The sequence below is a fragment of the Vibrio sp. Y51_MX_L26 genome, assembly GCF_024181935.1.
GTDB classification, from domain to species: domain Bacteria; phylum Pseudomonadota; class Gammaproteobacteria; order Enterobacterales; family Vibrionaceae; genus Vibrio; species Vibrio diabolicus.
The window spans coordinates 678,872-704,709 of record NZ_JAMZAS010000001.1 but is presented as its reverse complement, the minus strand read 5'-3'; the positions used below and the strand labels follow the sequence as shown (position 1 = coordinate 704,709).

The window sequence follows — 25,838 nt, the reverse complement described above, 5'->3', positions numbered from 1 at the left end:
GGAGTGTGGATGAAAAACTGGAAACTGATTCTGCCGCTTATGATGAGCGGCAGTTTAATTGCTTGTACGTCAACTCAAACGACGCAGGAACCTGTTGAGCCTGAGTCGCCGAAGGTCGAAGAACCTGTCAAAGTAGAGCCAGAAGTGAAACCAGAGGTTGATCCAACGCCTGAGGTTGAGCCTAAGCCTGAAGTAAAACCTGAGAAAAAGCCCGAGCCAAAACCGACAAAACCAGCCAAAGTGACAAAGACACCAGACGGCATGTTGATCCTTGGTTCTGAAGAGTGGGTTTACGTTCCTGAAATTGATCAAACCTTCAAAGCTAGGGTTGATACAGGGGCGACAACATCATCAATTAGCGCGACAGACATTGTTCCGTTTGAGCGTGATGGTAAAGATTGGGTTCAGTTTAAGATCGACTTGGGCGATAAAGAAACTAAAGAGTTTAAAGTACCTGTAGAGCGCTGGGCTAAAATCAAGCAGTCATCGTCAGAAGAGGTGGATAAACGAGCGGTAGTAAAAGCGTATATTACCGTCGGTGACCACAAAGAAAAGACAGAGTTTACGTTAGCTGAACGTGGGCATATGAAGTTTCCAATTTTACTTGGTCGAAGCTTTTTTAGAGATATCGCCGTTGTGGATGTATCGAAAAAGTATGTCCAAGATAAACCTAAAAAATCCGGCAAAAATTAAAGCCTTGTTACTAGTTCCTGCTAACAATCGGTACTTAACAAAAATGGCCTCCGAAACCGGAGGCCATTTTTATTGAATCACACACTTATTAATGCAACTGCTTAGTTACTTAATTAAAATGCAAAACGAGCAGACATCACAATTTGTTGGCCATAGACACCATTATTTTTGAAATCCGCGCCAAGTGATAGTTGCTGAGTAGAGTGGAATCTTGCGCCAAAATTATAAACGGTATTGGAATCGTCGTTATCCATGATTTGACCGATACGGGCATGTAGCTCAACATTTTGCATGAACCAAATACGAGTACCAATATTCACCTCAGTGCGCCACTCGTCACCCACTTTATCACTGCCGTTTTCTTTAATGTTGTGTACCAACATTTGGCCATAAATATCTGCAAATTGGCCTGCTGGGCCGTTAAAGCCAATACCACCAGCAATATCCCAGTCTCCGCTAAACTCACTGTCTGCGCGAGCAATGAAGTGGGTGTTTTCTGTAAAGTAGGTATTGAACTCGCCACCAAATGTACCAGGGCTAGTGCCCATGCGAAATTCCATCGTGTTGTAGTTGAAATTATTTGCATGTGCGGAAAGTGGCAAAACAGCGCACAAACCAAAGGCTGCAACCTTTAGAGCTTTACCTAGCATGGTGTCTCCGGGCAAGATGATTAAAATGAACAAAAAAATGGTCTGCAAAAAGCAGACCAAGATTGATAAAGCTATCATTTTAAGTGCTTGCCGTCACCATTTAGCTGTAATCGTCACAACATCATGTCGATGTGCACAGCAATCGGGGTTTGTTTTACATGACCACGAGTTGTTCGACTTCAATCTCTGGTTTGTTTCCGCCTTCAAATTCGCCAAACAGACGGACTTTAGTCGTGTGATCAATCGGAGAGTTTAGTCGGATATCGTCATCCAGTTCGACCATGACTTCACCGGAACCATCGCTAAAGACAAACTTATCCGCGCGAACTTGACGTAATAAGTTACCTTCAACGACTACATCTTTTTCAGTAAACATATTGGAGTCGTTTAGCAAGGCGTCCAATTTTTCCACAGTGACAGGACCATTAAACTGCAAGTTTGATTGGTTTTGAGCGTGATCTTTCGCGAACGCGATAGAAGGAGCAATAACTAAGGCGGCGATTGTTGCGATAATTGTATTCTTTTTCATGTTACATCCTCATCGGTTTGTTTTGATGGGTTCATTAAAACAGAGCTTGTTTGAACCAATGATGATTTCAACATTCATATTCTATTCATTTGCTTGAGTAAGTGGGGACGATGACGTTATGATTGTTCATCTTCCTCTATTCCTTACAAATGTTCATGAAATCAGCGATCCCATCTTTAATGGTTCAAGGCACCACTTCGGATGCCGGAAAAAGTGTCCTTGTGGCAGGTTTATGCCGTGTATTAGCGAGAAGAGGGATAAACGTTGCCCCATTTAAGCCACAAAACATGGCACTAAATAGTGCAGTAACCAGAGATGGCGGGGAAATAGGTCGAGCTCAGGCAGTTCAGGCACAGGCGTGTAATGTTGAGCCAACCGTGCACATGAATCCGGTTTTGATTAAACCCAATAGTGATACAGGTGCTCAGATCATTTTGCAGGGCAAGGCGCTTTCCAATATGGATGCGGCTGGTTTTCATGATTACAAGAAAGTTGCGATGGACACGGTGTTAGATTCCTTCTCTCGTCTGACTCAAGAATTTGATTCGATCATGATCGAGGGTGCAGGGAGTCCTGCTGAAATCAATTTACGTGAAGGCGATATCGCGAACATGGGTTTTGCGGAGGCCGCTGATGTTCCGGTGATCATTGTTGCTGATATTGATCGTGGTGGTGTATTTGCGCATTTGTACGGAACACTCGCGTTACTTTCTGAATCTGAACAAGCGCGAGTAAAAGGATTTGTTATCAACCGTTTTCGAGGTGATATTCGTTTATTGCAATCGGGCCTCGACTGGCTAGAAGAAAAAACAGGCAAACCTGTACTCGGCGTGCTTCCTTTTCTTCATGGTTTGAATTTAGAAGCAGAAGACGCGATCACCGCGCAGCAAGAGTTGCACTCTGAGGTAAAACTGAATGTCGCTGTGCCTGTTTTAACCCGGATTAGTAATCATACTGATTTTGATGTGTTGCGATTGAATCCCGACATCAATCTACGTTATGTAGGCAAAGGCGAAAAAATAGATAAAGCCGACCTTGTTATTTTGCCTGGGACCAAATCAGTTAGAGACGACTTAGAGTATCTAAGAAGCCAAGGGTGGGATAAAGATATCTTACGTCATATTCGTCTTGGTGGAAAAGTGATTGGTATCTGCGGTGGCTACCAGATGCTTGGAAGCTTGATTGATGATCCAAATGGCGTCGAAGGCCAGCCGGGTCAAAGCGAAGGGCTTGGCTTACTAGACATCACCACGACGCTAACTAACAGCAAACAGCTTACAAATACGCAAGCACAGCTTTCTCTTAATGGCAAAACAGCCAATGTAAAGGGTTATGAAATCCACGTAGGACAAAGTGAAGTGCAGGGCGTTCAACCTCTTACATTAAGTTCCGGTGAAGCAGAGGGGGCTATCAGCAAGTGTGGCCAAATCATGGGAACCTACCTTCACGGATTCTTTGATGAGGCAGATGTCTTAAGCCTGGTGTCAGAGTGGGTAAACGGCACTCAAATCAAACAACAAGACTTTGAAGAGTTAAAGGAACAAGGAATTAATCGTATTGCAGATGCGATAGAACAACATATGAACCTTGATTTTTTGTTTAAATAGCACATTAACTGATTGAACTTTCAACCCAAATAACCAGTTCTTTCGCTTGCCTTGTATTGGAGTTTCTCTATGAAAGCATGGAAAACGCATGCTTGCCTCGCGGCAATATTAAGCATTTCATTTTCAGCTAACGCAGCTACGAACCTCAAAGTGTATGCGGCGTCTTCGATGACGAATGCGATCGACGAAATCGCCCAAAACTTTGAAGAAAAGTATGACGTTTCTATCACTCCCGTTTATGGTGGTTCTTCTTCTATCGCTCGACAAATTATCAACGGCGCACCAGCGGATATATTCATTTCTGCGAATACTAAATGGATGGATTATTTGGTCGATAAAGACGTTATTTCTCGTGACAATGTCACAAGCTTGGTGCGCAATAGCTTAGTATTGATTGCGCCTCAGTCTTCAGAATTAACCTCATTTAACTTCTCTGATGCAACAGCATGGGAAAAGGCATTGCATGGAAATCGCCTTGCGTTAGGCAATCCGACGTCAGTGCCTGCTGGTATGTACGCGAAAGAATCACTGACTACACTGGGTGTATGGAAAGAGATTCAAACTCAAATCGCACCAGCAAAGAATGTGCGCCTAGCGTTGGCGTTGGTTGAACGTGGGGAAGCACCTTTAGGCGTGGTCTACAAAACCGATGCGCAGTTAACCGACAAAGTCAAAATTGTTGGTGAATTCGCGAGTGATACGCATGCGGCTATTGTTTATCCGGCTGCGGTTGTGAATGATTCTACTGAGTCCGAGCAGTTCTTCCAGTACCTAAAATCGGACGAAGCCGCACGCGTTTTTGCTCAATATGGCTTTCAGCAATAAACCGGCTTTCAATTATAGGAACGAAGCGTGACAGAACTGGAATACCAAGCCTTAATGTTAAGCCTCAAAGTGGGCGCGTACGCAGTACTTTGGCTCATTCCTCTCGGCGTTTTTCTTGCTTGGCTACTTTCTCGAAAAACGTTCTTCGGTAAATCGATCCTCGATAGCTTAATTCATTTACCACTGGTATTGCCGCCAGTGGTTATCGGCTATTTGTTGTTGATTTCTCTTGGGCGGCAAGGGTTTCTTGGCAAGTGGCTCTATGAACATGTAGGGCTAGTCTTTAGCTTTAATTGGAAAGGAGCAGTAGTCGCTTGTATTGTCGTGGCCTTGCCTTTGATGGTTCGGTCTGTGCGGTTAAGTTTAGAGAACGTCGACCCAAAACTGGAACATGCCGCTTCAACGTTAGGCGCTTCTCCTTTAAAAGTTTTTCTCACCATTACGTTACCACTGACCATTCCCGGAATTATTACTGGGACGATGCTGTCTTTTGCTCGTAGTCTTGGTGAGTTCGGGGCGACGATCAGTTTCGTCTCTAACATTCCGGGAGAGACCCAAACGATTCCACTGGCAATGTACAACTTTATTGAAACGCCAGGCGCGGAAATGCAGGCGGCTCGCCTATGCATCATTTCTATCGCGCTAGCTTTGTCTACATTAATGATCTCTGAATGGCTAAATCGCAAAGCGGCAAGTCGATTGGGTGCGAAGTAATGACGATTAAAGTTCAATTTAAACAAATGCTTGGTGATACTGATTTCGATATCAAACTTGAGTTACCGTGTAACGGAATTAGCGCTTTGTTTGGGCGATCTGGTGCGGGAAAAACCACGTTAATTAATATCATCAGCGGATTAGTTGCACCAAAGCAGGGACATGTTGCGATTGGTGATCACGTTTTGTTTGATAGTGAACAGGGGGTCAACTTACCAACACACAAGCGCGGTATTGGTTACGTGTTTCAGGATTCGCGTTTATTTCCTCACTATTCGGTTCAAGGCAACTTATTGTATGGCGTTAAAGAAAAAGATGACGAGTACTTTGATGCAGTCGCCGAACTCTTGTCTATCAAACCGTTACTAACGCGCTTCCCGAACTCACTGTCTGGCGGTGAAAAGCAACGTGTTGCGATTGCGCGCGCATTACTATCAAAACCCAACTTACTTTTGATGGATGAACCACTTGCGTCGCTTGATATGCCGAGAAAACGTGAGGTGATGCCATTTCTGGAGGAATTATCGGAGAAGGTAAATATCCCTATTATCTATGTCACACACAGTCTCCAAGAAATTTTAAGGCTTGCTCAGCACCTTGCAATTATTGACCAAGGTAAAATTACGAGTTCAGGTAAGCTTGAAGACGTGTGGGCTTCTCATGCGATGCGTCCATGGCAGTCTTTCTCGGATCAAAGCAGCTTATTTGAAGGCCGAATTGCTGAACATCATGAGCGTTATGCGCTGACTTGTGTCAGCCTTGCACCTAATGCATCACTATGGGTGCAAAAGATTGATGGTGAGCCAGAGACGCCAATTCGCTTACAAGTGCGTGCCAACGACGTTTCTATTACGCTAGAGCAACCTAAGGCGACTTCTATTCGAAATATCCTGCCTGCGACGGTCGATTCAATCGAGGTGTTTAACGCGGCTGATGATAAACAGAGTATTAATGTATCGCTAAAGCTAGATGAGGGATGTTATTTGTGGGCTACGATAACACCTTGGGCGCTTGATGATCTCGACTTAAAGGCAGGTGATAGTGTATTCGCACAAATTAAAGGTGTCAGTGTCACGCAAAAAGACGTGGCATTAGCGCCGCATTAATTGTTTAAAGCTACGCACGCTTAATGATCAAAAAAGGCCGCAAACGCGGCCTTTATTTTGTCGGAAAAACGTTATTTTGCGAACACTTCTTTGAATTCGCGTTTAAGAAGTGGGTCGCGACGTGCTTTTTTAAGTTGCTTAACCATGTCTTTCACGCAGTTGTGAAGCACATTATCAAGTAATTGAGCGCGGTATTCTTCTTTATCTTCATCTGTCATGTTTTCTGGCAGATTAAGAGTAGGGAATTCTTCCATCACGTTGATACCAGCAAATGCTTGGCCAACAGAAACTAGAGCATGAAATTGCTCGAAGTTATCTAGAATGTTCTGAGCACTTGCAGGCATTTCGTCCCAAGACTCACGCACTGCTTCTTCAGACACTTCATGGATAGAGGTAACCATTTCGAACATTTGCTCTGGAACTTCGTCAAACTCAATAACTTTACGTAGTTCAGGAGAAATGGTTGCTAGATCGATTTTTTTGCTTTCGCTGTTAGTTGCTTCTGACATGGTGTGTCTCTCATTACAAAAAGGCGGGAATATTAATACCAAATGCATCAAATAGCTATACCCATGTGTCCGTAAGATGACCAGAACACGTGAGTTTGTTGAACTAACGTTCGTTGGTCATGTTTTGGTAGGGCAATTCTCAGTGTAATCGTTATAGACAATTGATTCCGTGATATTTAAACAAAAATATAGCACTTAATTATGAGTCGAATGCAACAACTCTATGAGTATGGTATATGTTTAATAAAGACAAAATAAGAAATGGAACGCGTTATGCAACCGACAGGGACATCAATGCGAATCCTCCTGGTTGACGATGTTCAGCTAGACAGGATGCAGTTGGCTATTCGTCTTAAGCAACTTGGACATATTGTAAAAGCGGTGGGTAGTGGGCTAGAAGCACTAAACACCTACGAGAGTTTTGATCCTGAACTGGTATTACTCGATATATCGATGCCAGATATGAACGGTTTTGAAGTCTCTCTTCATATCAGAGAAACCTTTCCCGACTGGATCCCAATAATTTTCCTGAGCAGTCACGAGGAACCAGAAATGATTGCAAAAGCCATAGAGGCCGGCGGTGATGATTATTTAATTAAACCCGTAGATAAACTCGTACTGAACTCTAAGCTTATCGCAATGCAGCGTATTGCCCATATGAGACGAGAGCTTAAACAAGCGACAGCTCAGTTGGAGAAAGTGAACCAACTTTTGACCCAGCAAGCGAATGAAGATGGCTTAACCAAACTCTATAACCGCCGTTATATCGATCATAAGTTAGAATCGATGGTTGCATGGCATGGCCGTCACAACATGCCAATGGCTTTGATTTTATTGGACGTCGATTTTTTCAAACCGTTTAATGATAATTACGGTCATATAGAAGGAGATCGTTGCTTGCAAGCCATTGCGAACCAACTTAAAGCAACATTTTGTCGCTCTGGCGAATACGTAGGGCGCTATGGCGGAGAAGAGTTTGTGGTGTTACTGGGTTGCACAGACGCCCAAACCGCAGAGAGAGAAGCAGAACGTATACAAGAGGCCATGTATTTTCTGGATTACCCACATGAGTATTCTAGTGTGTCTAGTAGGGTGACAGTGTCACAAGGTGTTTTTGTTTTTCAACCGACGGGAAAAGAGCAGCAGTCTGATTTGTATGCGACGGTGGATAGAGCGCTGTATACCTCAAAATCTTTAGGAAGAAATACACATACGGTGGTAAATGCAAGTTGAAACAAGCTGTTATCAATAGTTATGCCTTAGCTACACTGTCACTTTTTTCATTATGTTCTAAGGCTAATTCGATTCAAGATCAGATACAAAAAGAGTATGAAAGGAACTTTGCTATTGGGATCGTTCTGTCAGATAGCGATGTCTTTACGGTAGGATTTCATGATTTCGATCCGAACGAATACTTCAACATAGATAACGAAGACATTGGTACTCAAGATTCGGTTGATCTCAGAAAGAAGATCGCTGTATCAACACTACCATTTAGTTTTGATTTGTTTGAACAAGAGGGAATACAAACTCATTATCTATTGAATGGCCGAGTTTATGCCTTAAGTACAGAGCAAGATGTGTATGTAGACCAAAAAGGACAGATTCCAGATAAAAGTAAAGAGTTAGTCATGGGCGGATATATTGAGTTTGCTGGAGAAAAATACCTCACTGATAAGCTAACGCTTAGTGGCGCAATCGGCTCACACTTAATGTACTATCAAAACGATTATAGTTATCGTAGTAATGCACTGAATGACCTAAAACCATTTCTAGAAGGTGTATACCTAAACACCAGTGCTTGGGCCGTTGTCGGAGAAGTCAACACAAAGCTTAAATACCTAGAGCATGAATCGTGGGGGAAATGGTACCTCTGGTCGGCTCCTCACTATTTTTATGGCACTGGCTGGGGTAAAGCAAATAATGGTGATATTGGCAATCCGGAAGGCTGGTATTGGGTCAATGGAATAAAGGTGTTTTATGATTTTACCCACATTGGAGATACTGTGCAGTCAGTGTATTCGAGCTTCAATCGAGTTGATATTGGTGGTGATACAAGAAAACCCATGAATACTGTGCACTACTACGAAGCCAGTGTTGGATGGTTAATGACACCACCATTTGACTCCGATTGGATAGATAATATCGGGATCGGATTAACGATCAATTATGGCAGTGCGTTAAAAGGAGGAAGCTTAGTCTTGTTCTTTAATCAAGATTAGTCAGCTAACTTTCGCTCTGGGGTATTAATGAAGCCTCACGCAATTGCGTCCAGCTTTTTTCGCTTTGTAAAGCGCTTCGTCCGCTAACTTAATCACGTCCTGAGGTGCTTGCCCATTTCTGCTGTCGGCCGCTCCGAAACTTGCGGTAACAAAGACCGACTTTCTCCTCGAACTGTCGTTACCACGCTTTTTTTGGCCTTGTTTATGGTTATCTGGGCGGGATTCTTCATCACGTAAAATCATCTCATACTCTGCAATGGATTTACGTGCTTCTTCTAAAAACTCTTTACACTCATCTGCGTACTTGCCTTTAAAGACGATGGTAAATTCTTCTCCGCCAAATCGATATACTTTTGCGCCACCGGGAGTTTTAGTTAGACGCGAAGCGACCATTTTTAATACGTCATCACCCGTATCGTGACCGTAGCTATCGTTAAACTTTTTAAAGTGGTCAACATCAAGCATTGCGATCGTGAACTTTTTGCCCATGTGTTTTAAGTCAAGGTCGAGTGCGCGCCTACTCGGGATCCGCGTTAAGCTATCTGTGAAAGCCAATTGATGGCTGGCAGAGGCAGCATAAATAATGATAAGCAATCCCGTTAGGGTAAACATGGTGCTAGATATGTATTGCACATCAAAGAAAATGAACGTCGCGGACGCCAGCACCATTGCAGAGTAGGTCATAGCATGGATGATTTCATTCTTCTTTAAAACAAGAATTCCGAGGAAGCAGACAATACCCACACAATATAAAACTAGAATAAAAGGCAGTTTAGAAACCGTAGGTACGATAAATAAAATGCCGCTTGTCCATTGTTCAAACCCACCTTCAACGTAATACGCTAACGTAAGGTAAGACCAAAGAACGAACATCGTTAACATCAAGAGGTAAGTAAACATGGCTCTTGAGTCGAAACCGTCTTTACTAAACAAAAATACCGCAAGAAAAGAAACAGGAAGTAGCGTGGCTAAAATGGTCAGCTCAAGTAAGGCTGTACCACTTTGAAGTGGAACTTGTAGCCTGTGCTGTATCACGAAATAGGCCAGTAACGTCGCTAAACACACCATTGACTCCCGACCTTGCTTAAATGAATAGCAAAGGAGCAGTGCACAGCCTAACAGTATGTACGGCAAATTTGCGGCAATACCCCAGTTTGACTGAGTCATCTGAATGATGTTGTTCATGCTCGAACTCACTAATCCCAACAACATAAATGGGAAAAGGAATCGAAAGCCTGATGAAGTCATTGATGATGAGGACATCTATTACAAATTGCCTGAAAATAGTTGATTATATAATTGGTTAGGTTAAGCGTTTCATCAATATAGATATTAATCTGCTATCGATTTTCATGCTTCGAGAACTAGCAAGAATACGTCTATTTGCTCATTTTCCCAAGTATTTTGGGAGACATTACGACAAAAAGAGAGAGATTGATTAAATTAAGAGCAATCAATAAGTTGTTATAAACAAGTCGTTGCTATACTTGTTTTCATAGAACAAGGGAGATTTGCCAATGCAGATAAGTTCAGATGTGCATAACTACATGGAAACATTTGTTGGACAAGTGCTCAGTTTGCCTCAGTTTGTAGAGCAGTATGACAACGAGCAGCTCGCAGATATCGCGTGCCTTGCACTTATTCAGCTCAAACCCGTCTATATTCGTCATGATATTGATTTTTTATCTTCGCTTCCGGAACAAAAGCTCACCCAATTTAAGCAAAGTGCGGATATCGCGGTGAAGAACGCGGCAGAAATGGTGAAAGAAGACCGGCGTAAAAACCGAGATCATGATGTACCTGTAATTTTTACCCATACCAGTTATGATGAAGACAAAGAATTGGACTGGTATGAAAAACCAATCCTCAATGTCAATATTAAGTGATACAAGCTTAATCTATCGATGAGCTTACCCAAGGAGGAACCGTGGGATTTTTTTCGCGTTTGTTTGGTGGTAGTGAAAAAACTGCTGAAGTAAAAACTGTGGAACCAGTTGAGTACAAAGGTTTCCTTATTTACCAAGAGAGCCTTTCAGAGGGTGGGCAATACCGCATTGCCGGTCGAATAGAAAAGCAATACGACGATGAAGTGAAAACTCATCGATTTATTCGTTCAGATTTGCTCGGCTCGGAACAAGATGCCAATGAACTTATGTTGAAGAAATCTCAAATGTTTATCGATCAAATGGGCGATAAAATCTTCGACTAACAATTCACCGCAACTTGATTCCAATCATCTTAAAAAGAGCCATTAGTGTATATGCTGATGGCTCTTTCTTTTTTAGAGCTTAAATGTTTGTTAAGTCAGCATTTAATTATGATCTGGTTAGACCTCAGTCTAGTAAGGCATGGCGTTGTTATTTTTCGTGCTCAGAGCGACAATCATTCATTACTTAGCGTTATATGTAATGAAATTTAGTATTTAAATTACAAAACACTTGAAGTAATGAGACGCGTTCGATACAAACAGAATAATAACAGGGCTGTTAGTCAAGGTGTTATTGTGCAAATGGGTGGCCCCAAACACCATCTTTCGTTTGCAATTGTCTTGCGTGGTAAACAGATAGAAATAAAAAAGAGTTAGAGTAGAGCGACGCTCTGTTTTGGGACTAATTTATTGATATGTATACAAGGAGTATGCGTTTTGCAAATCGGTGTACCTAAAGAGATACTTGCGGGTGAATCGCGAGTAGCTGCATCGCCGAAGTCGGTTGAGCAGTTAATAAAGTTGGGATTCGATATCGCGATTGAATCCCAAGCGGGGGTGCTTGCGAGTTTCGATGATGCTGCTTATGAAGCTGCTGGTGCGAAAATCGTTTCTAGTGAAGAAGTTTGGGCATCTGGTCTTATTCTAAAAGTTAATGCGCCAATCGTAGATGAAGAACAAGGCATTGACGAAATCGCACTACTACAAGATGGTGCAACACTTGTTAGCTTTATTTGGCCTGCTCAAAACGCAGAGTTGATGGAACAACTTTCAAGTAAGAACATTAACGTTCTTGCCATGGATTCTGTTCCTCGTATCTCTCGTGCACAAGCCTTAGACGCGCTCTCTTCGATGGCTAACATCGCTGGGTATCGTGCGGTTGTTGAAGCAGCTCATGAGTTTGGTCGTTTCTTTACAGGTCAAATCACGGCTGCCGGTAAAGTACCACCAGCGAAAGTATTGGTCGCTGGTGCGGGTGTGGCTGGTTTGGCTGCAATCGGTGCTGCGGGTAGCCTAGGGGCTATTGTTCGTGCATTTGACGTTCGCCCAGAAGTAAAAGAACAAGTTGAGTCCATGGGAGCAGAGTTCCTGACCGTGGATTTCCAAGAAGACTCTGGTTCTGGTGACGGCTACGCAAAAGAAATGTCCGATGACTTCAACAAAAAAGCGGCAGAGTTATACGCAGAGCAAGCTAAAGATGTTGATATCATCATTACAACGGCACTAATCCCTGGCAAACCTGCTCCGAAGCTGATCACCAAGGAAATGGTCGACAGCATGAAAGCGGGCAGTGTCATTGTTGACTTGGCAGCTGCTAATGGCGGTAACTGTGAATACACAGTGAAAGACCAAGTTATCATGACAGATAATGGCGTAAAAATTGTTGGTTACACTGACATGGTCGGCCGTTTGCCAACGCAATCTTCTCAACTTTACGCGACAAACCTTGTTAACCTTCTAAAACTGCTGTGTAAAGAAAAAGACGGTAACATCAATATTGATTTCGAAGATGTTGTTATCCGTGGTGTCACCGTGGTTAAAGAAGGTGAAATTACATGGCCTGCGCCACCAATCCAGGTTTCAGCGCAGCCGCAAGTGAAACAAGAGCAACCTGCGAAACCAGAGCCTAAAGTAGAAGAACCTACCTCTCCAACGAAGAAAATTATTGGTGTAGCCGCGGCAGTAGGTGCTTTTGCTTGGATTGCATCGGTTGCGCCGGCAGCGTTCCTTTCTCACTTTACTGTATTTGTTTTAGCTTGTGTTGTCGGCTACTACGTGGTTTGGAATGTTACCCATGCACTTCATACTCCGCTTATGTCGGTAACGAATGCTATCTCCGGCATTATTGTGGTTGGTGCATTACTGCAAATTGGGCAAGGTAATGGGGTCGTTTCATTCCTATCCTTTATTGCTGTATTGATCGCCAGCATCAATATCTTCGGTGGTTTCACCGTCACCAAGCGTATGCTTGAAATGTTCCGCAAAGATAAATAGGAGTTACAATGTCTGCAGGATTAGTACAAGCAGCTTACATTGTTGCTGCATTATTTTTCATCATGAGTTTGGCGGGGCTTTCAAAGCAAGAGTCCGCTCGTAATGGTAACTACTATGGTATCGCAGGTATGACGATCGCGCTGATCGCGACGATCTTCAGCCCTGATGCTCAAGGCTTTGGGTGGATCATTATTGCGATGGCGATAGGTGGGGCGATCGGTATTTTCTATGCGAAGAAAGTAGAAATGACCGAAATGCCAGAACTGGTTGCGATACTGCACAGCTTTGTAGGTTTAGCTGCGGTTTTAGTTGGCTACAACAGTTACCTAGATGCGCCAGAAGCGGCGACTCATGCTGAACATGTTATCCACCTTGTAGAAGTATTCTTGGGTGTCTTCATTGGTGCCGTAACATTCACGGGTTCAATTGTTGCATTTGGTAAGTTACGTGGTGTGATTTCTTCTTCGCCGCTTAACCTACCTCACAAGCACAAAATGAACCTTGCAGCGGTTGTGATTTCTACGCTTCTTATGATCTACTTCGTAAAAGCAGATGGCAGCATGTTCGCTCTGATTGTGATGACACTGATTGCGTTCGCGTTCGGTTACCACTTAGTTGCTTCAATTGGTGGTGCTGATATGCCAGTTGTCGTTTCAATGCTGAACTCATATTCAGGTTGGGCAGCAGCAGCAGCAGGTTTCATGCTCGCAAATGACCTATTAATCGTAACAGGTGCGTTGGTTGGTTCTTCAGGTGCGATTCTTTCTTACATCATGTGTAAAGCCATGAACCGTTCGTTTATCAGTGTTATTGCTGGTGGCTTTGGTCAAGAGATTGTAATTTCAGGTGACGAAGAGCAGGGCGAACACCGCGAAACAACGGCAGAAGAAGTCGCTGAAATGCTGAAGAACTCAAAATCAGTAATCATTACCCCAGGATATGGTATGGCTGTAGCGCAAGCGCAGTATCCAGTGCATGAAATTACTGACGTACTTCGTTCAAAAGGTATTGAGGTTCGCTTTGGTATTCACCCAGTAGCAGGTCGTCTTCCGGGACATATGAACGTGTTACTTGCTGAAGCGAAAGTACCGTATGATATCGTTCTTGAAATGGATGAAATCAATGATGACTTCGCTGAAACAGATACAGTACTGGTTATCGGCGCTAACGATACGGTAAACCCAGCAGCTCTGGAAGATCCGAACAGTCCGATTGCTGGTATGCCTGTACTGGAGGTTTGGAACGCGAAAAATGTAGTGGTATTCAAGCGTTCAATGAATACTGGTTACGCAGGTGTACAGAACCCACTGTTCTTCAAAGAAAATACATCAATGCTATTTGGTGATGCGAAGGAAAGTGTTGAGTCTATTTTTAAAGCACTCTAACCATTCTTGATTTAAAACTATACAGGGTCAGCAATCGCTGGCCCTTTTTTGTTCCGTTTCAATGTTATAGTAATGCAAATCCTTCTGTTAGCAGATGTCAATTGCTTGTAGATTGATGTATAGTTTTGGCTAATGTAACAAGTGACGGTAACAGTTTGATTAAAAAGTTTTTGCTCGGTTTTGCAACTGTATTGCCGCTTTTTTCGGCACCTGCATTTTCCGATTCACTACCAGAAAGAATAGATACGTTTACAGAGCTATTTAATTATGAAGTAGCTCTTAAATCGTATGATATTCGTATTCTGCAATCAAATTATCCTACCAAGTTACTTGCGCCAGATTCGCTTCTGCCGCAAACGTCTGACTATCCGTTAAAAGATATACAACAGCTTTACAGCTTAGCGAATACTTGTCGTGGTAAATTGCCACTAAGTCCTTTAATTACTGAGCCGTTAGTATTTACAAGAGCTATCTGTAAAGGGACGCAACTGACACCACGTTGGTTTTCGCGTAGTGGGCTCATTCACCCAGGTGGTGGGACTTATGCTGCACGCTATGTGGATAAGTATCCAGAACTCAAACCCAAGCTTGCTCAATACATGCATATTAAAGAGCGTGACAATGAGGAAGGGGATGAGTTGTTAGAAAGCTTGAAAAACATGGACGACGACGCCATTAATGCTTTGATTGCAGGCGCGAGCATGTTTATCGAAGGTAACGAACTTTGGTTACGACGTGGTGACCGTTACTTTGTTTTCGAGAAAGATATCTGGGAAGAAAACGTCGCTAATGCGGGTCTGTCGTACGCTCTAGCGTCTCAAAGCAAAAGTTGCTTTGTTAAACGAGGCAATATTTGTTGGGATGTAGAAGATCACTCACAAGTTTTGCGGATCAGTATGATCATACTGGTAATCGCAAATATTCTTCTAGTGATTGGTTGGGCTGTATACCGCTGGAATAGTAAGCGAGAAGAGCTCCGTAGTAGAATGCTTGTGTTGCAAATTTTAACGCATGAGCTCAGAACACCGATTGCATCTCTATCACTGACGGTTGAGGGCTTTCGCCGAGAGTTCGAGCATCTACCTGAAAGCGTATATGATGAGTTTCGCAGATTGTGTGAAGATACACGTCGTTTGCGTCAATTGGCAGAAGCGAGTAAAGATTATTTGCAATCTGATAACCAAATGCTTGCAACAGACTGGGTTCCGTCTGTCGCAGACTGGTTAGAATTTAAGATCGAAGAAGAATTTGATAGTGCCGTGCTTTTCAACATCAATGAAGATGTGGCTGCTAAAGTTAATGTGTACTGGTTAGGAACTTGTATCGATAACTTGCTTCGTAATGCGCTTAAGTACGGTATTGCACCAGTTGAATTGGATGTTTCAACTAGTGAAGAAAAAATAGTATTCCAAGTCCGAGATGCTGGTGGCCTAACGGCTAAAGATTGGGCAAATTTGAAGAAACCGTTCGTCAGTAAGAGCGGGTTAGGACTTGGGTTAACAATCGTTGAATCTATGGTAGGCCGCATGGGCGGAAAAATGTCCCTGATGGGACCACCTACAACCTTTATATTGGAGATACCTTGTGAAACAGACACTGCTTCTCGTTGAGGACGATAAAAACTTGGCTGATGGCCTGTTAGTAAGCCTGGAACAAGCAGGATATGAGTGTTTACATGTGGAACGTATTGCAGACGTAGAACCACAATGGAAAAAAGCTGACTTGGTTATTCTCGATCGCCAACTCCCAGATGGTGACTCTGTACAATGTCTCCCAGAATGGAAACAGATTAAAGACGTACCAGTTATCTTGCTAACGGCACTTGTTACCGTAAAAGATAAAGTTGCAGGCCTTGATTCCGGCGCGAACGACTACTTAACGAAGCCTTTTGCTGAAGCGGAACTCTTTGCGAGAATCCGTGCACAGCTACGAGCACCGGATTCAGCAGAGCAAAGCAGCGCTGATAAAGTGATCACAAAAGACTTAGAAATTGATCGTTCAACTCGTGAAGTTACCTATAAAGATGAGCTAATTACGTTAACTCGTACAGAGTTTGATCTACTGCTATTTTTAGCGTCGAACTTAGGTCGCGTGTTTACTCGTGATGAGCTACTTGACCACGTTTGGGGTTACAATCACTTCCCAACGACACGTACTGTGGATACGCACGTATTGCAGCTTCGTCAAAAACTGCCAGGACTGGAAATTGAAACACTTCGCGGTGTTGGCTACAAGATGAAAGCATAAATCATAATGAAAACACTACTCCCCGTAGTTCTCTCATTAGCGTTAGTGAAACCAGTCCATGCAATGGACTGGTTTCAAACCAACACGCCTTTAACGCAGGCACATCAACACTTACTTGAAGATGATCTTGCCGGTATGTTCAACTCTCTTGTTGAACTGTGGCAAACGGAACCAAGTAAAGATTTGACTCCTCATCTCAATGACCTTCTTGGTCAGTCTCTATCTAAAAACTGTGGCAAGTCTCTCACTGGTGTAACGCTGCCTGAATGGATAAGTGGCGTGAACGTTATTCGTCAGACCATCCAAAGCCCTGGGCGAGATACATTTAGATTAGTGATCAAGCTAAGAGCTACAACTGACATCGAAAATATTTCATTTAATCGATGGGTGGATGATTCTATATCCGCAGACAGTTCATTCAGTTATGAAGAACAGCCGAGCGGTACGGAATTAGCCAATGAGCGTAGTTATTCGAAACGCTATAACCTCACGGGTAAGCTTGAAGCTGGCTTGTATCACTTAACTATTGTTTCTAAAGATAAACAAGAGTATCGAACTTGGGTAATATTAGGAGATTCCAATTCTTCGCAATATGTTCGTTGGACATCTAAAGAGAATTGGAAAGTAGAAAAGAGCGCGCTTCGTAATCCCCATTGTCCATTACCGCAACTTGAAGTTGGTTTATATGACTACATTGATGGTCAATACGAGCAAATGTGGAAAAAGACGTACGAGTCTAACTATCCCAATTCACTAGAGCTTGCGGGCGTCCCAAATGATAGATACGTGTTGGCAGTGAGTATCAACAGTCGTCGTTGGCAGGGCGATATAATTGTTGAGCAAGCTCAAACTATTAGCCGAACCTATGATCTTTCCCAAGAAGAATAGTTAAAGAAATACCATTTGTGCCGATAAAGGTTCAGGAAGAACCAAAATCACAAGTGTAGTATGAAAACCAAATATAAAATTCTAGCCACCTCTGTTGCCACCACACTTTTCGCAAACGTTGCTTCGGCAGCTACTTATGCGATAGAAGCTCGTAGCGATGCGATGGGTGGCGTTGGTACGGTATCAGCAACTTATCTGACTGCTCCTTTTTTCAACCCCGCACTTACTGCAATTTATCGCCGAAACGATGATGCAGGAATGATCGTGCCAAGTTTTGGTGGTAACTACGATGATCAATATGATCTTGTCGATGAAATCGAACGCATCAGCAAATTGACCGATGTCGATGAAATCAAAAAATCGATGAATGCCATAGATGGAAAAAAAACTGACTTTGATCTTGGTGGCGTTGTCGCTATAGGTATTCCTAATAAATTTTTATCTGCAACTGCTTACGGTAAGTTATACACTGAATCATTCGTACAACCAAAAGTAGATACGTCAGGTACTAATCCGTTAGACGATAGCTACGTACAAGGTGTTTCTATTGGTGTTGCTGAAGCAGGCGTATCACTTGCTAAATACACCAACTTTATGAATCAACACCTTTCATTTGGTGTTACGCCTAAACTTCAGCGTATTTATACGTACTCTTACGCCACGAGTTTTCAGAATTTCGATACCAAAGACTTACGTGAACATGAGACAGCGGAAACGATGTTTAACTTGGATGCGGGCGCGCTTTGGTTCTTTGGCCCATATCGTGTCGCTATTTCAGCAAAAAACTTGATCGGAAGAGACGTTAAAACAAAATCGTTCATGTATGGCAGTGATACGATAAAATCATACGAATACAGCATGCGTCCCGTATATACGGTCAGGGCAGGGGTTGTTGCCGATTACTTTACTATGAGTGTCGACTACGATCTTAATGAAGAAAAACGTTTTTCATCCTTTGATGATAATACACAAATGATTCGAGCTGGTATTGAATTTGATATCTTGCGTCAAATGGCATTGCGAGCGGGTTATATGAAAAACTTAGCTCGAAGTAGCGACGAAGGTACCATTACTGCAGGTATTGGACTGTCTCCACTTAAGTTGATCGAATTAGATATTGCTGCTCAGTACACGAACGAGAACGCAATGGGGGCATCCATTAATTTCCTTGCGACCTATTAATTGAATCGTTATAGTCTGCTCCTCAAAATGAGGAGCTTTTTTATGTTTGACGATTTACCCCCTCTATCTCACCAAGAGCAACAACAAGCTGTAGAGAAAATTCAAGAATTGATGGCGAAGGGCACAAGTACAGCAGAAGCCATCAAAATTGTTGCCGAACAGATTCGATCTGAGTACGCAGAAAAACAACAGCAACAAAACTAATTAATTCATATCAGGGCTTTGGCCCTGTTTTTTTGGTCCTCATATTTATCCTCAAATATTTTCATACCTTAACGTAGTTACGTCGTAACGTTATTTATATACCTTTCAATTTATTCAACTTCCTCTATTCTGTACTAAGCAGTTAGTAAAATTTTACTTGTTTAAGTTAACCTTGATTCGTTCTGGCTTGAACGAATATGGGGTGAAATGCTATTTTTAAATTAAAACTAATAGAATCAGTGACTTGTGTTGGTTTTTTTGTCTTGCGGTTATGTTTCGAATATCTTTTTGTGTAATTAAATTACAAGATGATGATTGGGTATGTTTTCAAGTAGAGGATTATGCTGTGAAGATAAAAAAGACACGTTGTAACAGAAAAATAAAATCTGAATATAGTTATATAGTTGACGTTATATAGACAGTAAGTGCTCGCAGACGTATGTCGGTTTTAGGTTGAATATAGGAGTGTTGGACTCTGTTTTAACTCTAAATCTTGTCTTTAATTCAGTGTTGTCTATGAAATAACTCTTAATCTTGATCGATGGATTACACGAAAAAATTACTTATTGCCAAGTGGTTTTACTAAACTAGGCGACGTTGTAATTAGGAATATAAAACAAGCTGCAATAGAAATTGACAGGGTTTAGAAGCGTAGTGACGGCGTAACGTGGGTTTGTTTGCGTTAGTTACATAGTTATGTACATCTTAAGGAGGGAGAACAAAATGGGCCACATATCAATAACCGGTTCCTAAGTCACTAGTTGACTTCACGAGCCTTCAAGGCTATTAGATAGCTGATCGCTCGGCTGTTTCCACATTCTTATATCAAACACCAATATTTTCATGAAATATGAGTTTAGACATTGCATTCGCTCTTAGTGAACTAGACTTACTATAAGCACATGAAAACTAACTAGGAGAGAAAGAATGAGTTACAAGCACGTTTTAGTCGCTGTTGATTTATCTCAATCTAGCCAAGTCGTTATCGAAAAAGCAATAACTCAAGCAAAGAACTCGAACGCCAAACTTTCATTCGTTTATGTGGATGTTGATCGTGTGATCATGGAGCCGAAAGAAGAACAAAAGTTGCAAAAGGAGCTACAAGAACTCGCTGATAAATGCCTATATCCAGTACACGAGACGATGGCAGTTATCGGTGACCTTCATATCAAATTGTCGGGAATCGTAAAAAAAGAGGGAATAGACCTAGTTGTCTGCGGTCATCATCATAATTTATTGAGCCGTTTCTTTTCATCGGTACCAAAGGTAGCGAATGAGGTTGAAGCGGATTTATTGATTGTTTACTTGGATGAGTGACAGTAACGCAGGTTTGTGCCACATCTTTTGTAATCCCGTTTTTCGCATATTAAAAAGCCGAACGTTTGTGTTCGGCTTTACGTATGATTGACGACAAAATAATTAACCAGGAATGGCAGAAGCCTCTTGGGATAAAATAGATGCAGACTCTGCGTTTGACTGCAAATCAAAATGCACGTTAACTTGCACACCTTCTCGCTCAAAAGTGACATCATCAAAATCGGTCATAGCGATTTTGAATCCATTTCTAGCAAAAAAGCCAGTCACCATAGTTCGCTGCTTAATTTCTAGTGCAGACGCGAGTAGCTTATCCATGGCATTCTCCTTGGTTATTGTGGGGATATGGGTAGAAGATACACGCAGAACGGTATGAAATCAATTTAATATAAAGCTGCTTTCGATTAAATTTTTAATGTAAGTCAATCTATCAACCCACGTGATTTATTCCACGCAAAGCCTTGATAATGAAACGGTATAGCATCTCATGTTGTGATAACAAGCATAAAGATGGGGATTTTCATAAATGCCTAACGAGGCTCTTTGAAACAATACGTTACAAAGCTTCTCGCTAGACCTCATGAGTTATCAAAGGAAAATTATAAACCTGAAAAGCCATCCTAAAGTGATTCATTTTTCAATATTTTTGATAACTCAGACCTAATAAAAGTAGATATTTCAGCTAGCTTTCTTGGTAAAGGGTTTTGATAAGGGTAGGCGATATACATGGAGCGTTCTATATCAAAATTTTGTGAAATTTGGATATTGTTGTCTATATGGTTACCTTTTACAAGATAATTTGGGATGACGCCAACCCCAACCCCCTCAGAGACAAAGTTTATTAAAATAGAGGTATTATCAACTTCGATAACGTCAGTGTACTGCTTTTTAATTGATTCCTTATTCGAGTGATTCTTGTAGATTAATAGCGTGTTGTTATTGGCATTGTTAACTGTAGATATTAAAACATCGTTATAATTACCAATTTTATGTGCAATCAGAGTGTCATCAATAATGTTATTAAGCCTAATCGCTAAATCTACATTGCTTTCTAATAAATTCTCAACATTGTTACTTGATGATATTTCAAAGTTCACTGCTGGATATCGTTCTTGTAAGCCTTTAAGAACAGAGCCAAAAATAGAAGAGGCTATAGAGTTGGGCATTGTAATTTTAAACTTTCCATTAATGCATTCACTCAACGAGCTAGCTCTGTAATTCAACTCCTGCAAGCTCTCTAACGTTTTGATGGCTAGCTCTCTAATGCTTTCGCCATGATCAGTTAAAACGAGTTTTCTTGTTGTCCTGTGGACGAGTGTTACACCAAGTTGTTTTTCTAATGCCGCTAGCTGCCTGCTGACTTGAGCTTTCGACTTTCCAAGTTCTTTTGATGCCTCTGTAAGAGAGAGGTGTTTACAAATGGCTGCAAAGCAGACCAGCTCATTGTTCATCAATTCCATGATTGTTACCTTTTTGCAACTCTGAGTCACGTTGTCTTTTAAGGGGAGGGAAAGTATAACTTGCATCAACGGAGGGGGACAATGATATTTAAAAGCCGTCATGAAATAATGGCAGACTACTATCTTAATAAAACCATATTGGATATTAAGTTAAACAAATATCCTGAAGAAATTAACTCAATCGACTTAAGTAACGAAAAGGAAAATTTAAAAATAAAAGTTCTCTCTCGTGAAATTACTAAGTTGGATTCAGGTAATTTAATTGTCGATTGCGCATCATTTATAATGACTCATTCAATATCGACAAAAGCAATAATAAATATCGAACTTGAAAATAATTCCTTAGATTATAAAGTTAAAAATGTGAGAATATTTAAATATGAAGACTGCAATACAAAATTCGAAAAGATCTGTTTATCAGAAAGGTACATTGTATAGAATAATAAATAATATTAGTGCTTTGTATACAAAATCATTAGTGAAATTATTTGGTGAAGAGTTGAGAATCCATCATTGCAAACATAAAATTAATGTAAGAACCACTAGCGAGTTGAGTGAACATATGAAGAAAGATCTAGGTATAGATTGAACAGTAGAGAGTTTACATCTAATGGATGCCTTGTTCCTATAAAGCTAATGTAATAATTACACTTTTGGGGATGAAAAATACGTGCCCATAAGTGAGAACATTGAATTTTCCCATCCTTTCGATAACTTAAAACATAAGTTATCGAAAGGATATAATGAGCAGTAAATTTGCAGACAAAGGCTTTAAGCAATCGTTAGGTTGCTTATCTGATATAACTTAAACACTAGCTCATGCCCAGCAGAGTTAGTATCAGAACTTCAAGAACGCCAGCTTGAACTGATAGATCAAGTAAGTCACGGTTCAAAGATCTTGTTAACTCAGAAAGTTGCAGAGAAATAATGGAATATCCAATCCAACTGTTCGTCTACTTGAATGAGCAAGATGCAGAACAAACGCGTATAGTGTAGAACGTAATCAAAGATACAGTGCAGGACCTTAATCGGCTACTGCAGTCTATAAAGCGAAAAGCCAAATACGGCGTCACCAAGCTATCATCTTCAATGCTAATCTTCTAACTCTAAAGTGCGTATTATGTATATTATGTTAAATATTGCACTCGTACGCCAAATGTTGCCAATGAGCGCTCCTATTCCCCTGTGAATTTGAAATTTAAAGCCTTTAATGTGAGTATTAAACATAATGGTTATTTACCATAAAATAGCTAATATCGATCTATCAATCTGCGATTGCTTGTTCTGCAATTAGCGTATTACTTACTAAAATAAAAAATGGCGTCTATTTTTAGACGCCATTCTGAGTTTTCCTTAATGTAAATTAGCCACCGGCTAATTTGACTGTCATGCCTTTCTTTTCAAGATGCGCTTTGATCTTGTCTCTAGCATCACCTTGAATTTCGATATTGCCATCTTTTACCGAGCCACCACAGCCGCAGACTTTTTTGAGTTCTGCAGCTAATAATTTTAAAGGTGCATCATCCAAGTCTAAACCTGTAACGATGCATACACCTTTACCTTTACGTCCTTTCGTTTGGCGCTGAATTCGTACAATACCGTCGCCTTTGGGACGAGATGTTTTCTCTTCTTCCGGCTTAATTCGACCGGTTTCTGTTGAATATACCAGAGTCATTCTATTGTTTCTTTTGTTGTTGAGCTTGCATCGCTTTTTGCTTTGCAACTAAATAAGCTTCGATATGACGTTGAATAGCAGTTTTACTGCCCTTAATCAGTTTACCATTAAACATACAGTACCAAGAGTTGGGCTGACCTGTATCATTTTGAATAGTATAACCGTTAAAGAGTTCTGATTTTGCACCACCAACTTGCTGCGCTCTTTGTCCAAGCGCAGCAAACTCTTTGGGATCAATAATTGATGCGGTATCGCACCACCAATCAATGCTTTTCTTTACCGCCGTCAAACTACCTTGTAAGACGTGGTTCTTGATTTTAACCTTCCAAATACTGCCATCTGGTCCGCCTGACTGCAGGTTAAAACCTCTATAGTTTGAAATCGCCATACCACTGAGTCATCTGTTTAATGCGTTGATATAATCATAATTGCTACTGAGCAATATTCAAATACGGCTTGAATAAACCTTGCTCTAGAAAACAATTTCTATCATAAAACGCGCCTCGATAACGTTAATCACTTTGCACTGTTTATACAATCTTCCAAGAACTCATGGAATTTGTGCCCGTTATTTTGAAGCATTTTAGGGAACATCGAGATAGGAGTCATACCTGGGAATGTGTTTACTTCGTTTAAGTAAATCTCATCATCTTCCGTTAAGAAAAAGTCGATACGAGACAAATGGCGAAGATTCATTTGCTTAAATACCCTTTCAGATGCGTGCTGAATTGCATCTAATTGTGCTTGGGTTAGATTCTTCGCTTCAACTTCGGTGAGCGAGTGACTTGAACTGCTGTACTTTTCATCGTACGAGTAAAAAGCACCGTCAGGTGCAATAACCTCGCCTGGCTTCGTTATGTGCAGCTGGCCATTCATCTCATATGCAGCAACTTCAAGCTCTCGTGGTTTTACTGATTTTTCAATCAACACTTGGTCAGAAAACCCAAACGCATCATTTACTGCATTGGAAAGTTTATCTTTTTCTATGACGCTGTAACATCCAACAGATGACCCTTGACAAGCGGCTTTGACAAAGACTTTTCCCCATTTTTCAAACGCTTTATGAGCTTGAGCATGAGCTTCTTCATCGTTGCGCGTTAAGAATAAGTAAGGCGTATTGGGAATGCCGATAGCGTCGTACCAAAGCTTAGATGTGATTTTATTGAAGCTATTGCTACTTGCTTCTGGCCCGCAGCCCAGGTAAGGAATGCCTGCGATTTCAAACAGAGATTGAATATCACCTGTCTCGCCTGGAAAACCATGTATACAAGGCACAATGAAATCGATGGTTTGATTAGATTCACTTGAGCACAACTGCTTGGTATTGAGATCCAAGTAAACAAACTCACCTTGGTTGGTCATCCAACCTTCGTTTTTAATTTCTACGCGTGTAACGTGAACGTCTTCAATAAGATTTAATTGTTGTTCGACAAAGTTTGCAGACAATAATGAAATCTCGTGCTCAGAAGAGCCGCCGCCGCATAGTAGAAGAATATTTTTAATCATGAATCAATCTTTCCGTGACCTACAAAAGATACTATTTATTATGATAAACCTTTAAAGTGTGACGTACAGTAATTTTAGTGTGAGGAATTTTGTTCGAGTAGGATTTGAACAAATAAATAAGGGAGCTATTCGCTCCCTTATTTGATGTGTTAGTTTAATTTGTTAAGCGTTGGGTAAGCTGAGTTTTTAATGGCGTCAATGCTTTTAACAAATGGTCTTAACTGCTGAAATTGAGCAGGCAAAGTCGAAATCGCTTGCTTGGCTTCCGCGCTTGTTGCGTAGTCTCCGTATAAAACTGAGAACCACTTAGTACCGTTGACGACTTTGTAGTTTTCCCAAATTGGCTGACCGTTCTGTGGCAGCTTATTTGCAAACTGATCGACTTTCGCTTGGCTACCCACAGCCGCGACTTGAATGGTATAGCCGAATCGTTGAATACCTGCTTGCTTTTTACTCGGTGGTACGATCTTAACTGGCTTCGCCTGCTCTTTTGGCGTTAGCTTGACTACTTTCTTCTCTTCAGGCTTTGCCGTCATTTTCACAACAGTTGGTTGTACGTCTTTTTCTACTACAGCGTTTTCAGACGCCATAATTGGCTTAGAAATACGATCTGATTTGTAGTCCTCTCGATAACTTTCAGAAGTTACGTCTGTGATGTAAGTTTCAGATGCACAAGCAGAAAGCAGGACTGACAAGCCGATGATTGCGATTTTTTTCATGAAGTAACAAATGCTCTGGATAAATATTACGATAAATCATGCCGATAGCAGGGCCGTTTATCAAGCATCAAATACAATAATCTGTGATTTTGATGTGATGAATAACACAAACTCCATAAGCATCGTCCACATTTTATGCAATGTCTGGTCTGAAGGCGTTTTATCAATAAATTATTCGTTTATGATTGATATGAAACCGATA

At 41.4% G+C, this 25,838-nt stretch carries 28 protein-coding genes; 18 read left to right on the top strand and 10 right to left on the bottom strand.

The annotated features are described in order from the left end of the window. Positions 1-9 precede the first annotated feature (9 nt). Positions 10-693, top strand: a complete 684-nt coding sequence (locus NL645_RS02995; RefSeq protein ID WP_054867620.1) for an ATP-dependent zinc protease — start codon at positions 10-12, stop codon at positions 691-693. Positions 694-806: 113 nt separating this feature from the next. Here NL645_RS02995 and NL645_RS02990 read toward each other — a convergent pair whose 3' ends face one another. Both NL645_RS02990 and NL645_RS02985 read right to left on the bottom strand, forming a co-directional pair. Beyond that, complete coding sequence (locus NL645_RS02990) at positions 807-1,343, bottom strand: hypothetical protein (protein ID WP_005394515.1); 537 nt, start codon at positions 1,341-1,343, stop codon at positions 807-809. A 154-nt stretch (positions 1,344-1,497) separates the two neighbouring features. Beyond that, entirely contained in the window at positions 1,498-1,872 is a 375-nt protein-coding gene (locus NL645_RS02985) for a YgiW/YdeI family stress tolerance OB fold protein (protein ID WP_253651164.1), read from the bottom strand. Between the two features lie 155 nt (positions 1,873-2,027). Between NL645_RS02985 and NL645_RS02980 the strand changes: the two genes are divergently transcribed. From NL645_RS02980 to modC, 4 genes are all read left to right on the top strand, one after another. After that, positions 2,028-3,479: a cobyric acid synthase gene (locus tag NL645_RS02980; protein WP_253651163.1), complete on the top strand. Its 1,452-nt coding sequence runs from the start codon at positions 2,028-2,030 to the stop codon at positions 3,477-3,479. A 69-nt stretch (positions 3,480-3,548) separates the two neighbouring features. Then, positions 3,549-4,304: a molybdate ABC transporter substrate-binding protein gene (modA, locus tag NL645_RS02975; RefSeq protein ID WP_085343792.1), complete on the top strand. Its 756-nt coding sequence runs from the start codon at positions 3,549-3,551 to the stop codon at positions 4,302-4,304. Between the two features lie 27 nt (positions 4,305-4,331). Then, positions 4,332-5,018: a molybdate ABC transporter permease subunit gene (modB, locus tag NL645_RS02970; protein ID WP_005394498.1), complete on the top strand. Its 687-nt coding sequence runs from the start codon at positions 4,332-4,334 to the stop codon at positions 5,016-5,018. After that, complete coding sequence (modC, locus tag NL645_RS02965) at positions 5,018-6,124, top strand: molybdenum ABC transporter ATP-binding protein ModC (protein WP_253651162.1); 1,107 nt, start codon at positions 5,018-5,020, stop codon at positions 6,122-6,124. The genes modB and modC overlap by 1 nt, the downstream gene beginning before the upstream one ends. A gap of 71 nt (positions 6,125-6,195) precedes the next feature. Here modC and NL645_RS02960 read toward each other — a convergent pair whose 3' ends face one another. Beyond that, a complete protein-coding gene (locus NL645_RS02960; RefSeq protein WP_005394495.1) occupies positions 6,196-6,633 on the bottom strand; it encodes a DUF3069 domain-containing protein in 438 nt (145 codons plus the stop codon). 273 nt (positions 6,634-6,906) lie between these two features. On the opposite strand from NL645_RS02960, the gene NL645_RS02955 reads away from it, so the two are divergent. Next, positions 6,907-7,866, top strand: a complete 960-nt coding sequence (locus NL645_RS02955) for a diguanylate cyclase (RefSeq protein ID WP_074190148.1) — start codon at positions 6,907-6,909, stop codon at positions 7,864-7,866. Then, complete coding sequence (locus tag NL645_RS02950; protein WP_253651161.1) at positions 7,863-8,855, top strand: Solitary outer membrane autotransporter beta-barrel domain; 993 nt, start codon at positions 7,863-7,865, stop codon at positions 8,853-8,855. Before NL645_RS02955 ends, NL645_RS02950 begins: the two co-directional genes overlap by 4 nt. A 24-nt stretch (positions 8,856-8,879) precedes the next feature. Here the strand turns inward: NL645_RS02950 and NL645_RS02945 are convergent, their stop codons facing one another. Then, complete coding sequence (locus tag NL645_RS02945) at positions 8,880-10,118, bottom strand: GGDEF domain-containing protein (RefSeq protein ID WP_253651160.1); 1,239 nt, start codon at positions 10,116-10,118, stop codon at positions 8,880-8,882. A 254-nt stretch (positions 10,119-10,372) separates the two neighbouring features. Here NL645_RS02945 and NL645_RS02940 point away from each other — a divergent pair, with 254 nt between their 5' ends. From NL645_RS02940 to NL645_RS02895, 10 genes are all read left to right on the top strand, one after another. Next, a complete protein-coding gene (locus NL645_RS02940) occupies positions 10,373-10,741 on the top strand; it encodes a late competence development ComFB family protein (RefSeq protein ID WP_253651159.1) in 369 nt (122 codons plus the stop codon). 41 nt (positions 10,742-10,782) lie between these two features. Next, positions 10,783-11,064 carry an HlyU family transcriptional regulator gene (locus NL645_RS02935; RefSeq protein WP_005394488.1) on the top strand — a complete coding sequence of 94 codons (282 nt, stop codon included), beginning with the start codon at positions 10,783-10,785 and terminating at the stop codon, positions 11,062-11,064. A 435-nt stretch (positions 11,065-11,499) separates the two neighbouring features. Continuing rightward, the gene (locus tag NL645_RS02930; protein ID WP_005394487.1) at positions 11,500-13,056 is read left to right on the top strand and encodes a Re/Si-specific NAD(P)(+) transhydrogenase subunit alpha; all 1,557 of its coding nucleotides are present in this window, start codon (positions 11,500-11,502) and stop codon (positions 13,054-13,056) included. An 8-nt stretch (positions 13,057-13,064) separates the two neighbouring features. Then, positions 13,065-14,441: a Re/Si-specific NAD(P)(+) transhydrogenase subunit beta gene (gene pntB, locus NL645_RS02925; protein WP_005394484.1), complete on the top strand. Its 1,377-nt coding sequence runs from the start codon at positions 13,065-13,067 to the stop codon at positions 14,439-14,441. Positions 14,442-14,596: 155 nt separating this feature from the next. Then, the gene (gene vxrA / locus NL645_RS02920; protein WP_005394482.1) at positions 14,597-16,051 is read left to right on the top strand and encodes a sensor histidine kinase VxrA; all 1,455 of its coding nucleotides are present in this window, start codon (positions 14,597-14,599) and stop codon (positions 16,049-16,051) included. Further along, complete coding sequence (gene vxrB / locus NL645_RS02915; RefSeq protein ID WP_005394480.1) at positions 16,026-16,688, top strand: response regulator transcription factor VxrB; 663 nt, start codon at positions 16,026-16,028, stop codon at positions 16,686-16,688. Before vxrA ends, vxrB begins: the two co-directional genes overlap by 26 nt. 6 nt (positions 16,689-16,694) lie before the next feature. Continuing rightward, positions 16,695-17,576, top strand: coding sequence for a DUF2861 family protein (locus NL645_RS02910; protein ID WP_005394478.1), 882 nt, complete (start codon positions 16,695-16,697; stop codon positions 17,574-17,576). 60 nt (positions 17,577-17,636) lie between these two features. Then, positions 17,637-18,758, top strand: a complete 1,122-nt coding sequence (locus NL645_RS02905) for a conjugal transfer protein TraF (RefSeq protein ID WP_253651158.1) — start codon at positions 17,637-17,639, stop codon at positions 18,756-18,758. 42 nt (positions 18,759-18,800) lie between these two features. Next, positions 18,801-18,962 (top strand): YoaH family protein, encoded by a 162-nt coding sequence (locus NL645_RS02900; RefSeq protein WP_005394474.1) that lies wholly within the window; start codon positions 18,801-18,803, stop codon positions 18,960-18,962. Positions 18,963-19,889: 927 nt separating this feature from the next. Then, complete coding sequence (locus NL645_RS02895; RefSeq protein WP_046875460.1) at positions 19,890-20,279, top strand: universal stress protein; 390 nt, start codon at positions 19,890-19,892, stop codon at positions 20,277-20,279. A gap of 102 nt (positions 20,280-20,381) precedes the next feature. Here NL645_RS02895 and NL645_RS02890 read toward each other — a convergent pair whose 3' ends face one another. Both NL645_RS02890 and NL645_RS02885 read right to left on the bottom strand, forming a co-directional pair. Beyond that, complete coding sequence (locus NL645_RS02890; RefSeq protein WP_012842272.1) at positions 20,382-20,594, bottom strand: hypothetical protein; 213 nt, start codon at positions 20,592-20,594, stop codon at positions 20,382-20,384. A gap of 302 nt (positions 20,595-20,896) precedes the next feature. Beyond that, a complete protein-coding gene (locus tag NL645_RS02885) occupies positions 20,897-21,736 on the bottom strand; it encodes a LysR family transcriptional regulator (RefSeq protein WP_048625053.1) in 840 nt (279 codons plus the stop codon). An 81-nt stretch (positions 21,737-21,817) separates the two neighbouring features. On the opposite strand from NL645_RS02885, the gene NL645_RS02880 reads away from it, so the two are divergent. Beyond that, a complete protein-coding gene (locus NL645_RS02880) occupies positions 21,818-22,174 on the top strand; it encodes a hypothetical protein (RefSeq protein ID WP_253651157.1) in 357 nt (118 codons plus the stop codon). A 925-nt stretch (positions 22,175-23,099) separates the two neighbouring features. Here the strand turns inward: NL645_RS02880 and yciH are convergent. From yciH to NL645_RS02860, 4 genes are all read right to left on the bottom strand, one after another. Continuing rightward, positions 23,100-23,411 carry a stress response translation initiation inhibitor YciH gene (yciH, locus tag NL645_RS02875; protein WP_012842285.1) on the bottom strand — a complete coding sequence of 104 codons (312 nt, stop codon included), beginning with the start codon at positions 23,409-23,411 and terminating at the stop codon, positions 23,100-23,102. Between the two features lies 1 nt (position 23,412). Further along, positions 23,413-23,799: a DUF3319 domain-containing protein gene (locus tag NL645_RS02870; protein WP_253651156.1), complete on the bottom strand. Its 387-nt coding sequence runs from the start codon at positions 23,797-23,799 to the stop codon at positions 23,413-23,415. A gap of 128 nt (positions 23,800-23,927) precedes the next feature. Next, positions 23,928-24,917 (bottom strand): D-alanine--D-alanine ligase, encoded by a 990-nt coding sequence (locus NL645_RS02865; protein WP_253651155.1) that lies wholly within the window; start codon positions 24,915-24,917, stop codon positions 23,928-23,930. 149 nt (positions 24,918-25,066) lie between these two features. Next, positions 25,067-25,636: an SPOR domain-containing protein gene (locus NL645_RS02860; RefSeq protein ID WP_005390018.1), complete on the bottom strand. Its 570-nt coding sequence runs from the start codon at positions 25,634-25,636 to the stop codon at positions 25,067-25,069. Positions 25,637-25,838: the final 202 nt, after the last annotated feature.